This window comes from Luteimonas sp. WGS1318 (assembly GCF_043187535.1).
Lineage (GTDB): Bacteria > Pseudomonadota > Gammaproteobacteria > Xanthomonadales > Xanthomonadaceae > Luteimonas.
In genome coordinates this window covers 2,535,490-2,547,534 of the sequence record NZ_CP171131.1, presented here as the reverse complement: position 1 = coordinate 2,547,534, position 12,045 = coordinate 2,535,490, and the positions used below count along the sequence as shown (strand labels likewise).

Annotated in this window: 11 protein-coding genes; 3 read left to right on the top strand and 8 right to left on the bottom strand. The window is 70.0% G+C overall.

The features are described 5' to 3' along the window. Positions 1-27: 27 nt before the first annotated feature. From ACF3M1_RS11675 to trxA, 6 genes are all read right to left on the bottom strand, one after another. Positions 28-486, bottom strand: a complete 459-nt coding sequence (locus ACF3M1_RS11675; protein ID WP_394000828.1) for a hypothetical protein — start codon at positions 484-486, stop codon at positions 28-30. 305 nt (positions 487-791) lie between these two features. Then, positions 792-2,672, bottom strand: coding sequence for a DUF885 domain-containing protein (locus ACF3M1_RS11670; protein WP_394000826.1), 1,881 nt, complete (start codon positions 2,670-2,672; stop codon positions 792-794). A 58-nt stretch (positions 2,673-2,730) separates the two neighbouring features. Further along, on the bottom strand, positions 2,731-3,417 hold the full coding sequence (locus ACF3M1_RS11665; protein ID WP_394000824.1) for a DUF502 domain-containing protein: 687 nt from the start codon (positions 3,415-3,417) through the stop codon (positions 2,731-2,733). A 124-nt stretch (positions 3,418-3,541) separates the two neighbouring features. Then, positions 3,542-5,599, bottom strand: coding sequence for a protein kinase (locus tag ACF3M1_RS11660; RefSeq protein ID WP_394000823.1), 2,058 nt, complete (start codon positions 5,597-5,599; stop codon positions 3,542-3,544). Between the two features lie 198 nt (positions 5,600-5,797). After that, the gene (locus ACF3M1_RS11655; protein WP_394000821.1) at positions 5,798-6,298 is read right to left on the bottom strand and encodes a DUF4442 domain-containing protein; all 501 of its coding nucleotides are present in this window, start codon (positions 6,296-6,298) and stop codon (positions 5,798-5,800) included. A gap of 96 nt (positions 6,299-6,394) precedes the next feature. Beyond that, positions 6,395-7,282, bottom strand: a complete 888-nt coding sequence (trxA, locus tag ACF3M1_RS11650) for a thioredoxin (protein WP_394000820.1) — start codon at positions 7,280-7,282, stop codon at positions 6,395-6,397. A gap of 182 nt (positions 7,283-7,464) precedes the next feature. On the opposite strand from trxA, the gene ACF3M1_RS11645 reads away from it, so the two are divergent. The 3 genes from ACF3M1_RS11645 to ACF3M1_RS11635 are packed head-to-tail and all read left to right on the top strand — an operon-like array spanning position 7,465 to position 8,877. Next, on the top strand, positions 7,465-8,070 hold the full coding sequence (locus ACF3M1_RS11645) for a hypothetical protein (protein ID WP_394000818.1): 606 nt from the start codon (positions 7,465-7,467) through the stop codon (positions 8,068-8,070). Between the two features lie 22 nt (positions 8,071-8,092). After that, positions 8,093-8,308, top strand: coding sequence for a helix-turn-helix transcriptional regulator (locus ACF3M1_RS11640; RefSeq protein WP_394000816.1), 216 nt, complete (start codon positions 8,093-8,095; stop codon positions 8,306-8,308). Then, on the top strand, positions 8,305-8,877 hold the full coding sequence (locus ACF3M1_RS11635; protein ID WP_394000814.1) for a DUF998 domain-containing protein: 573 nt from the start codon (positions 8,305-8,307) through the stop codon (positions 8,875-8,877). The genes ACF3M1_RS11640 and ACF3M1_RS11635 overlap by 4 nt, the downstream gene beginning before the upstream one ends. A gap of 5 nt (positions 8,878-8,882) precedes the next feature. Here ACF3M1_RS11635 and ACF3M1_RS11630 read toward each other — a convergent pair whose 3' ends face one another. Together ACF3M1_RS11630 and ACF3M1_RS11625 are read right to left on the bottom strand one after the other, a co-directional pair. Then, positions 8,883-10,196 (bottom strand): amidohydrolase family protein, encoded by a 1,314-nt coding sequence (locus ACF3M1_RS11630; RefSeq protein ID WP_394000813.1) that lies wholly within the window; start codon positions 10,194-10,196, stop codon positions 8,883-8,885. A gap of 115 nt (positions 10,197-10,311) precedes the next feature. Next, on the bottom strand, positions 10,312-12,030 hold the full coding sequence (locus tag ACF3M1_RS11625) for a diguanylate cyclase (RefSeq protein ID WP_394000811.1): 1,719 nt from the start codon (positions 12,028-12,030) through the stop codon (positions 10,312-10,314). Between the last annotated feature and the right edge of the window lie 15 nt (positions 12,031-12,045).

Sequence of the window (12,045 nt, the reverse complement as noted above, 5' to 3'; positions counted from 1 at the left end):
GGACCTCCCCGTCCGTGTACGAAGGCGTCAGCGGAGCCGACGCAGCGCCAGCCGTCCGCCCGACCATGCCAGCGGGATCGGGCCGATCACGCCGAGCAGGATCATCCACAGCGGATGCGGCAGCATCCAGGCGTTGAGCACCACGCCGAGCACGATCAGCACGCCGACCGCGATCGCGGCCCCCATCCGATGTACGCGCGCGAGCCGCGCTGCGACCCAGCCGCCGCACACCGCGGCGAGCAGCCAGCCGGACAGCACCCAGACGAGCTTGCCGGTCGGCGCATTGGCGACGATCTGCGCGAGATCGGTCTCGTCGGCGAGCGGTTCCGTCGGCATCGGCACCATCCAGGCACCGACGAACTCCAGCCCGAGCATCACCATCATGGCGACCACCATGCCGAGCATCACCGAGAACATCGTGCGGATCATGCGCCACTCCCGCGCGAAACCGGCCTGCAGCATCGCGCGGCGGATGGAGGAGGGCAAGCGGCGCTGCGGTACACGGGGCTCATTGGGGCTCGGACACCGTCACTCCCTGCACGTTCGAGTGCTTGGACCCCACCGAGCGTGCGAGACAGGCATGGCGATGGCCGCGAGCCACTGCCGTCCGACCGTCGCCCCAGCAGACGCTGGGCTCCATCGTGATTCGGACCGTGCCGCGTAAACAGGCTCCAGCACGATCTTGGACGTGGTCGCGAACATGGGGCCCAGCGTTCGCCGGGACGACAGCGCGGGCACCGACCTGGAGTGTCAATGCGCCCGCGCTTCGATCCGCCTTTGCGAGGCCCGCCCTAGGACGCCACATCCGGCGGCGCCGGCGCTGGCGCGACCGGCGCCGCGTCGATCCGCTCACGCTGCGCCACGATCCACGCATCGATCTTCGCGTCCAGCAGCGGCAATGGCAGCGCGCCGTCCTTCAGCACCTCGGCATGGAAGGCGCGGATGTCGAACGCCTCGCCCAGCGCCGCTTCGCTGCGCGCGCGCAGTTCCTGGAGTTTGAGTTCGCCGATCTTGTAGGCCAGTGCCTGGCCCGGCCATGCGATGTAGCGCTCGGCCTCGGCGATCGCGTCGGGTTCGCTGACCGACGAGTTCTCGAACATGTAGTCGAGCACCTGCTGGCGCGTCCAGCCCTTGCTGTGCAGGCCGGTGTCGACGACCAGACGCACCGCGCGCCACAGTTCGCCCTGCAGACGGCCGAAGTAGTCGTACGGATCGGTATAGAGACCGAGTTCCTTGCCGAGGCTCTCGGCGTAGAGGCCCCAGCCTTCGATGTAGGCGGTCTCGCCGCCGAAGCGGCGGAATGCGGGCAGGTCGGTCAGTTCCTGCTGCAGCGCGAGCTGGAAGTGGTGGCCGGGAATCGCTTCGTGCAGGAACAGGTCTTCGGCGTCCCAGCGCTTGCGCGTCGGCAGATCGAAGGTGTTGACGTAGAAGATGCCGGGCCGGCTGCCGTCCTCGCTCGGCGACTGGTAGGAACCGCCGGCCGCGGATTCGGCGCGGAAGGCCTCGACCGGCCGGATCTCGAAACCGGCCTTGGGCGTCAACGAAAACAGCTCGGGCACCCTGGCCTCGATCTTCTGTTCGATGGCGCGGTAGTGCTCGAGCAGCTGTTCCTCCGAGCGGAACTCGAAGCGGCGGTCGGTCTGCATGAAGCGGAAGAAATCCTGCAGCGAGCCTTCGAACTGCGTCTCCGCCATGACGCCGCGGATCTGCTCGTGGATGCGCGCCACCTCGTCGAGGCCGATCTGGTGGATCGCCTCGGGCGTCAGGTCCGAAGTGGTCTGCTGCCTGGCCGAGAACGCGTACCAGGCCATGCCGTCGGGCAGGGCGTCGAGGCCGACGCTGTCACGCGCATGCGGCATGTAGTCGTTCGCGATGAAGTCGCGCTGGCGCCGGATCGCCGGATTGAGCTGGTCGGCGATCAGGGTGCGGAATGCGGCGGTCAGGCGCTCGCGGTCGGCGTCGGCGATGGCGTCGGGGAAGTTCGTGACCGGGCCCCAGAACGGGCTCTTTTCCACGTCGTCGACGAGGATCGCATCGAACTGCGGCAGCACCTTTTCCATCACCACGCGCGGCTGCACGACATTGGCCTCGATGCCGGCCTGCATGTTGGCGATTTCGGTGTCGAGCAGCACCGGAATCCGCGCGGCGCGGCGCAACCAGGCCTCGTAGTCGGCGACGGTCGCGAACGGCTGCGCGTTGGTGCCCGAGCCCAGCAGCACCGAATAGCTGACGAGGCTGCCCATCTGGTTGACCGGCATCATCCACGACGGGAAGCGCTCGGCGTCGAGCGCATTGCGCCGTTCCTGCACGAAGATCCTGTAGCTCAGCAGGTCCTGCCCCTCCAGACCATCGCTGCCGACGGCCTCGACGGTCTTCAGCCAGCGCTCGTTGAAGCTGCGCACCTCTTCGCGGTATTCGGCGCTGCCGAAGTCGGGCAACTGGTCGTTGTAGCGGGGATCGCCCTGGAAGGTCGCCTGGATCGGATTGAGCTTGAGCAGTTCTTCCCAGTACTCGGCGTACAGCGTTCCGAGCCGGGTCGCGCGCGCCTCGACGTTCTCGGACGTCGCCGCTGCGGAGGCAGCGGCGGGTGCCGCGGACTCGCGCTGGCAACCGGCGAGTCCGCCGCCGGTGACGAGGGCGGCGGCGAGGGCGAGAACGAGCGGGTGCTTCATGGCGGACTCCACACGGCGAAGTCCCGATGCTGGCCCCTGTGATGCCTGCCGGCAAGCGTCAGGCGGGGCCGGCGTCCGTGGCGGGGCGCGCGGGTGCACCGAATGGAATGGTGTCCGGCGCCACGGCGCCACCGGAGATGATGAAGCTCATCGCCTGGTCGACGGTCCAGTCGGTCGGCGTCATCGCGTCCAGCGGCACGATTTCGAGATAGCCCGATGTCGGGTTCGGCGTGGTCGGCACGTAGACCGCGGCCAGTTCGCGCCCGGTGCCCTGTTCGCGGATGACGCGCGTGACGAAACCGACCGATTTCATGCCCGGGTGCGGAAAGTCGATCAGCACGACGCGCTGGGTGCCGTCGGGCTTGGTCTGCAGGATGTCGAGCAGCTTGCGCGCGCTGGAATAGATCACGTTCGCCAACGGGATGCGCTGCACCAGCGCCTCCACCCAGCCCAGCATGCGCTGGCCGACCACGCGCCGCGCGAGCCAGCCGACGATCAGGATCAGCACGATCGTCGCGACCAGCGCGATCGTCGCCTGCACCGAGACCGCGTTGATCCAGCCCAGCGAATTGGGAAACCACGCCGCGATCTGCATCGACAGCGGGGCGACCCACGGCGTGCTGATTTCCGAGAGCAGCACGAACACGAACTTGACGACGATCCAGGTCAGCCAGATCGGCAGCAGCGTCAGCAGGCCGGTCAGGAACAGGCGCTGCAGGCGACCGCCCAGCGATGGGGTACTCATGGTGATCCGGGTAACGGGGGAGCGCGCATTCTGCGCGCGGACGGCGGTGCGTAGAAGGCGTGCGGCGGCGCGCGCTGCACCGTGCCGCCGTTCCGTTCATGGCGCACGACGCTGCGCGTGCTGATCAGGGCAGGTGCACCACGCGGAAGCCGACATCCTCGTAACCGCGGCCCGGGTCGAGCGCGCGGCTGTCGAGCGAATCGCGCTTGATGCGCCCCGCGGCCACGCGCTCCTTGCAGGCGGCGGCGCAGTCGCTGCGCCATTCGGCCGGGCCGTCGCCACGCGCGGGCGCGTTCGCACCCTGGGCCACGGATGCGACGACGATGCTGACGCCGTCGCGCTCGCTGCGCCAGCGTGCGTAGTCGACCGCGTCGTGCCAGGACACGCAGACCACCGGGTCGGTCGGCGCCTGGTCGAAGCCGGGGTTGTCCCAGTTCCGCGGGGCCATGGCGCGCAGCACCGAGCCCCGCGCGCGGCAGGCGCCCGAGGTATGCCCCGTCGCGGCCACGAACGCCGCATATTCGGCCCGGCTCACCGGGCTGTTGGCGATCGCGAACACACTGTCGCTGTTGCGGACGACGCGGGCACCACCGGGGATGCGCGCGGCCAGGGCGGCGAGATTCGGGATGCTCTGGGCCTGGCGCCGGAGCCGTGTCGTCGTCGGCGCATCGAGACCGACGGCGTCGGCGCCGGTCAGGCTGGCCATCGCGTTGTCGCGATCGACGCGGCCCGCGGCATCGGTGATCCGCGTTTCCACGGCCTCGGCGACCGCGGCGCGCAGGCGGCGCATCGCATCGCTGTCGGCGCGGCCCGCCATGTCGGCATGGCGGCGGGCGGCCTGCAGCAGGGTGGACGCGGTGCGGTCGTCGCTCGCGGCAATCGCGGCGCGGGCGCGGACCGCAACGGCGTCGAAGACGCGGTCGGCCAACGCAGGCGCACGCAGATGCTCGGGATCCGCCTTCCAGGCCGCATCCAGGGCGTCGAGCGCGTTCCTGCCTGCCGGCGTGGCCAGCTGCCCGGCGCGCAGCAGGCGTTCGGCATCGGCCAGATGCCGGTCGGCGTCCGAGACCGGCGCGGCGCGCGGCGCGGCCGCGGTGCCGGTTTCGTCGGACACGGCATCCGCCGGCCCTGTGCCGGCCTCGCCGCCAGCCGACGGCGGTGCCAGACCGACCGTCGCCGACGACGCGGCGACGCCGCCGTCCGCGGCGGCATCGCCGTTCGACAGGTTCAGCGCCAGACCGGTGCCGGCCGCCAGGACCAGCACCAGCGGGACCCAGACCATCGGAGGCACGCGCCGCGAGCCGGCGCGGAACCGGTGGAGCGCGGCACTGAGCACGGGCTCGCGGCGTCCGTCGCGCTGCGGCACCTCGTCGAGCGCACGCAGCATCGTGCCGGCATCGCTGAAGCGACGGGTCAGCGATTTCGCCAGCGCGCGATCGATGAAGCGCTGCCAGTGGCGAAGCGCCGGAGGCAGGCGCGGGATCGGATTCTGGGTGTGCGCCAGCGCCATCGACAGCGCGTCGTCGCCCTTGTAGGGCAGCTCGCCGGTCAGCATTTCCCACGCGAGCACGCCGACGCTGTAGAGATCGGCGCGGAAATCGACCTGCTGGCCGCGCGCCTGCTCGGGCGCCATGTAGGCGGTGCTGCCGACGGCCAGGCCGACCATCGTCACGCGCGTGCCGTAGCCGCGGCGCAGGGCGATGCCGAAATCCGCCAGCAGCGGCCGGTCTGCCTCGTCGAACAGCACGTTCTCGGCCTTGACGTCGCGGTGGATCACCCCGCGCGCATGCGCATACGCCAGCGCGGACAGCAGCGCGCGCAGCACCTCGCGGATGCGGCGGTGATCGGCGGTGAGATCACGCTGGCCGAGGTGGCCATGCGGCAGATGGGGCATCGAATACCACGGCAGGCCCTCATCGGTGCGTCCGACTTCGTGGATGCCGACGATGTTCGGATGCTCGAGCCGCGCGATCGTGCGCGCTTCGTTCTCGAAGCGGCGCCGGCTGACTTCGTCGGCCAGCGCCTCGGGCAGCATGAGCTTGATCGCGACGTCGCGACCGAGCGAAAGCTGGGTGCCCAGATAGACCGTCGCCATGCCGCCGTGGCCGATCACCTGCGACAGCCGGTAGCCGGGGATTACAGGCAGTGGCGGTGTCGGTGGTCCGGTACGTGTATGCGGCATTGCGGTCGCGCCCCTGTGGTCGAACAGCATACCCATCGGCCTCTCGAAAACGATGTGATGCCGTTCGCGCTCCGCTGCGGCGATGCGGTTCGCGGCACGGCGTGCCGCGACGCGTGGCGGATGTAACGGTGCGACACACTGGCGAGCGGGATGGCGCCTTCAGGGATCACCTGCGCCGGAACGCAGCGCTGCGAACGGTCAGGCCCGAGGCGGGGTCGAGGTGGGCGCCGCATCCGCCCGAGCGACCGGAGGCCTGCCGCGCTTGCGTCGCACGTAGAGTTGCTTGCGGACCCGCGCGACCGGCTCGCCCGAGGCGTCGAGCACGTCGGTGGTGAACCAGTGCAGGTATTTCGCGCCGCCTGCGGTCGCGTCGCGGATCGTCTGCAGCGTCGCTTCGTCGAGCGCGAACTCGGCGTGCACGGTGCCGCGGCCGGGCCGGATGAACTCGATCTCGCCGGCCTTGTCCCAGACCACGTGGTCGTCCCCGAGCGCACGCAGGGTCATGATCATCCAGAACGGATCGGTCATCGCGAACAGGTTGCCGCCGAAGTGCGTGCCGACGTAGTTGCGGTTGTACCAGCGCTGGCGCAGCTCGACCCGGGCGTAGCGGAAGCCGTCGCCCATCGCGGTGACGCGGATGCCCGCGAACAGGAACGGCGGCCAGAGGTTCATCAGCAGGCGGAGGCGACGCGGCGTCATGGCGGGCCGGTTAAACGACGGGCCGCGGATAGTACCGTACGCCGCGGTACGGGGCAGCCCGTGGCGGGATGTCCCGCCACGCGGCGCGGCGCCAGGTCAGAACAGCAGCGAGGCCATGCGGCGGCGGTAGCGCCCGACCAGTTCGGCGTCGTCGACGATGCGGAACGCATCGATCAGCGTCTTGCGCGGCAGGCCGTCCTCGAAGTCGCGATCGCGGCGCAGCAGTTCGATGAACTGGTCGAGACCGGCTTCGGTATCGCCGGCGACAAGGCGGTGCACGCCGAGCAGGTGGCGGGCGCGCAGATCGTCCGGGTCGGCGTCGAGACGCGACTGTAAGGTCTCGGCGGACGGCGCATCGGCCAGCAGTGCGGCGAAGTCGAGGCGGGCGCGGGCCTTGACCGCGCGCTCGTCGGTCGCGAGGTTCGCAGGCAGCCCATCGAGCAGGCCCTCGGCTTCCTTCGCGGCACCGGTCTGGAGCAGGGCGAGGGCGAGGTCGAGCTTCAGTTCCGCCTTGTCGGGCTCGGCGGCGACCGCCTCACGCAGGCGCCCGACTTCGGCCGCCGGGTCCAGCGGTGCCGGCTCGGCGTCGGCCATCGTGCCTTCGGCCGGCGCGATGCCGTGGCGCTTGAGGAATTCGCGCACTTCGCCTTCGGGCAGCGCGCCCGGAAAGCCGTCGACCGGCTGTCCGCCGATCAGCAGGAACACCGTCGGCACCGAGCGGATCTGGAACGCGGCGGCGATCTGCTGCTCCTTGTCGACATCGACCTTGGCGAGCACGAACGCGCCGTTGTACTCGGCCGCCAGCTTCTCCAGCACCGGGCCCAGCGATTTGCACGGCCCGCACCATTCGGCCCAGAAATCGATGAGGACCGGGGTGTCCAGCGATTTCTGCAGGACCTCGGTTTCGAATGTCGCCGTGGTCGCGTCGAACACGTGGGCGGGCGCGGCGGGAGCGGATGAGGAGGCGTTGCCGTTGAGAAGCATGCGGGATTCCGGATTGCGGTCGGGAGCGCCGGAGCGCGATCACCGAAGGATGGCGGCGGTTGCGCAGGATACAAGCATGTCAAAAATAGTTGACATCGCACTGCGGAATGTAAATTATTTTTTACTCTTGGTCTGCTGGAGTTGACACCATGGCCTGGCGCCGATGGAAATGGACGGGACTGTTGCTGCTGGCCGGCGTTGCGCTCTGGATGTTGTTGGCAGGTCGCACGACGCGACTTGGCATCGATATCGGCATGCTGGGCTCGGTATTGCTGATCGGCACGGCATGGCTTGCGCTCTACACGGTGTCGACGATGCCGCGCGGCGAGCTCGAGCAGGGGATCGCGCCGGGTGAGTGGCAGGCCTGGATCGGCACGGTTTTCATGTGCGTGGCCACGCTGTATTTCCTCAGCAATCTGCATGTGTTCGGAAGCGAATCCATTCCGCATGCCCCGCATTCGCGCGTGGTCGTGCGCAATCTGGTCGTGCTGCTGATCGCCTGGACCGTGCTGTCGCGGGTGCTGGCCGCGCGCTGGAACGGGCTCGTGCAGTCCGACGAGCGCGACCGCGGCATCGAAGCCCGCGCTGCCGGGTGGGGCCGCGCCGCGCTGTTGTCCGCCGTCGTCGCGCTGGCGGTGACGCTGGGTCTGTCGCCGGTGGAGCGGCTGGATTGGGCCACGCATTTCATGATCGCCAATCTGTTGATCCTGTTGTTGATGTGCGGCTGGCTGGTCGAGTACGCAGCGACGGCGGTTCTGTACTGGCACGATCGTCGGGGCGCGGCGTGACATCCGACAACGGGACAGGCCTGTGAGCGGCGGCACTCCGATCACCAACGAGATCCGGCGCCTGCGCTTCGAGCACGGCGAGATGACCCAGCAGGCGCTGGCCGATGCCTGCCGGGTCACGCGGCAGACGATCATCGCGCTGGAGGCGGGGCGCTACGCGCCGTCGCTGGAGCTGGCGTTCCGCATCGCGCGCACCTTCAAGGTCGGCGTCGAGGACGTCTTCCGGTGGGCGACATGACGCGTGCGCGCCTGGTGCCGTGGGTGCTCGGCGCCCACGCCTGCACGCTGTTCGGGCTGCTGGTGTTCGCCGCGATGACCGGCCTGCCGGCACGCGCGCCGTTGGCGCTGCCGGGTGCGAGCGGCATGCCGCTGGCGTGGCTGTTCAACCTGCTGGCCTGGACGGGCCCGGGCTTCGTTGTCGCCGGTGTCGCGTGGCGGCTGCGCGGTGGCCTCGGGCCGGATGCCGGGCGCGTCGCCGGCATCGCCCTGCAGCTGTGGCTGCTCTCGGCGCTGGCCTTCGCGGCCCAGGGCCTGCTGCCGCTGGATGTCGAGGAGCTCGATGCGGGCGCCAGCCGCTGGCATGCGCTGGCCTGGATGCTGTGGAACCTCGCCTTCGCCGCCGCCGCACTGCTGGCCGGCCTGGCGCTGCGGGCGGTGCGCATGCCGAGCCTGGGCCTGTTCGCGATCGTCGCGCTGGGCTTGCTGGCGCCCGGCGTGTTCGGCAGCGGCATCGGCGAACGCGTGGTGCTGGCCTGCTGGTGGCTGTGGACCGCCGTGCTGGCGTGGCGGCTGCCACGCCAGCGATGACGCGCTCAGTCGCTGCGCGTCGCGTCCGGCGCGCGATGCACGCGCCCTTCCTTCATGACGAAGTCCACGCCCATCACCGCGTTGATGTCGGCAACCGGGTCGCCGGGCATCGCGATGATGTCGGCGCGGCGTCCGGCCTCGATTACGCCCTGGTCGTCAACGCCGAGCACGGTCGCGGCGTGCAGCGTCGCCGACTGCAGCGCGTACGCTGCCGGAATGCCGGCCTCGACCATGTAGAGGAACTCGCGCGCGTTGTCGCCATGCGGGCCCACGCCCTGGTCGGTGCCGAATGCGATCGGCACGCCGGCGCGATATGCACGCGCGGCGGTGTCCTGGATCTGCGCCCCGATCGTCGCGGCCTTCGGGCGCACGACCTCCGGGAAATATCCGGGCTCCCTGGCCTTTTCGGCGACGAAGCGTCCGGCGTAGATCGTCGGCACGTACCAGGTGCCGCGCTGACGCATCAGCCGCATGACCTCCTCGTCCATGTGCGTGCCGTGTTCGATGCTGGTCACGCCGGCGAGCACCGCGCGCTTCATGCCTTCGGTGCCGTGGGCATGTGCGGCGACGGTGTAGCCGTAGTCCTTCGCGGTGTCGACGACGGCCTGCACCTCGTCGACGGTGAACTGCGGCGCGTCACCGCTGCGCGCGTAGCTCAGCACGCCGCCGGTCGCGGTGATCTTGATGACGTCGCTGCCGTCCTTGTAGCGCTGGCGCACGGCCTGGCGCGCATCGTCGACCGAGTTGATCACGCCCTCGGTCGGCCCGGGCGGACCCATCAGGTGCGAGAGCATGGAGTTGTAGCCGTTGCTCGGATCGGCGTGGCCGCCGGTGGTGGCGATCGACTTGCCGGCCGCGAAGATCCGCGGCCCCGGCACCAGGCCCTGGTTGATCGCGTCGCGCAGGTGCGGCGTGACCTCGCCGCCGAGATCGCGGACCGTCGTGAAGCCGGCCGACAGGGTCTTGTCGGCGTAGCCCACGGCACGGAACGCGTAGTCGACTGGATCCAGCCGGAAGCCTTCCGAATAACTGGCCGGACTCGACTGCGAGCCCAGGTGCACGTGCAGGTCGGTCCAGCCGGGCATGCAGGTGCGGCCCGTGAGCGGGATCACCACGTAGCCCGCCGGCGCCTCGTGGCCGCTCGCCACACGCTCGATGCGGCCATCGGCGACGACGATCGTGTGCGCGCCGAGGATCCGGCCCGCGCGGGCGTCGAACAGGCGGTCGCACTGCAGGGCGCTGCGGGTCTCGGCCAGCGCGGCAGGCGCGGCGAGGGTGGCCGCGACGAGGGCCAGGGCGGTCAGGGGACAATGGCGCATGCAGGCACTCCAGCGGGCGGGAGTCGCATTGAAGCACGCGGATCGATGCGTCGTGCGGGCGGGGAACGAGGCGGTATCGCGTTCCGGATCGGGCGTGTTCCCGCGGCCGTTGGGCTCAGTCGCGATACGAGGCGTGCAGCACCCGGTTGCGGCCGTCGGCCTTGGCCCGGTAGAGCATCGCATCGGCCAGCTGTTGCAGCACTTCGGGCGTCATGCCGTCGGCGGGGTAGGTGGCGATGCCGATCGACACCGTCACCGGCCCCAGGGTCTGGCGCAGATGCAGCACCGTCGCCACCTCGATGGCGGCGCGGATCTGTTCGGCACGCTCGCAGGCGCCGCGCGCATCCATCTCGGGCATGACCACGGTGAACTCCTCGCCGCCGTAGCGGCAGGCGATGTCCTCGTTGCGCACCTTGGCCTGGATCAAGCGGCCGACCTGGCCCAGCAGCGCGTCGCCGGCCGCATGGCCATGGGTGTCGTTGAAGCGTTTGAAGTGGTCGACGTCGAGCATCAGCACCGACAGCGGCAGCCGGCGGCGTTCGCAGCGCTGCAGTTCGCGGGCGAGGTTCTCCTCGAGATACCGCCGGTTGAACAGGCCGGTCAGCGGATCGCGCAGCGACTGCGTGCGCAGGGTTTCGCGCAGCTGCAGGTTGACGATCGCCAGGCCCAGTTGCTCGGCGATCTGGCCGACGATGTCGCGGTCGCCGTCGTCGGGTGCCTCACCGGCGGGCGCGCTCAGGTGCAGCAGGCCGATCGCCGTGCCCTGGGCGACGAGGGGCAGGCAGAGGCTGGAGGTGGTGTCCAGCGACGTGCCCGGGTCGAGGTGGTCGCAGGGCATGCCGCCGGTGCCTGCCGGCAGGTGATGCGGCTGGCCGCGGCGCAGCGCCCAGCACTGGTTGGGCAGCAGCAGATCCGTGCTGCTGATCGAGGCGTCGCCGAAGGTGGCGATGCTCTCGTAGAAGTTCTGCGACGCGCGCAGCAGATAGCACTGGCCGCTGACGTTCGGAATCAGGCCGGTCAGCGTGGCGGCGGTCAGCTGCACGATCTCGTCCCGGGTCTCGCAGCTCTGCAGCAGGCCGGAATAACGGCTCAGGCGATGGCGCTGCTCCGACAGCCGATCGGCCCGGGCCATGCTCAGGGCCATCTCGTGGAAGGCGTCGCGCGCTTCGCGTTCGAGGCTCTGCGCGCGCCGGTTCTCCCGCGTCACGTTCCACATCAGCCAGATCATCAACCCGCCCGAGAGCAGGGTGCCCAGCACCACCAGCACGGTCAGGCCCAGCGCGGCCTGGCGGCCGCGTGCCTCGCGCTCGGCGAGCAGGCGGTTTTCCTCGGCACGCATCTGCGCGCTGACCGCTTCGATGCGGCGCCACTGGGTGAGCGAGCGGGTCGCGTCGGTGGCTTTCCTCGCGGCCTCCATGTCGAACATTTCCTGGATGTCGTGCAGCCGCTTCAGTTCGGCCATGTGCGTCCGCACCAGGATTTCGAGCGCTTGCGCGCGCGGCGCCTGCACCGGGTTGTCGGCGGTCAGCGCGACCAGGGCGGCGACCTCGCGTTCGACACCGGGCACGACGTCCAGGTACTGCCGACGGAAATCCGGATGTCCGGTCAGGCGATAGGCGCGGCCGCTGGCCTCGCTGCTGCGGATCAGCTGGTCGACGACCTCGATCCGGTTGAGCACCCGGTAGGTGTGCTCGATCCAGGCGTTGCTCGACCGCAGGTTCTCCACGCCGACGATGCTGGCGCCCCCCGTCCCGACGAGCAGCAGCAGCGCCAGTGCGAATGCGGGCAGCCGATAGGACTTGAACCGGGACGACGAAGCGGGCAGAGGACACACTCGGCAAAGCGGATG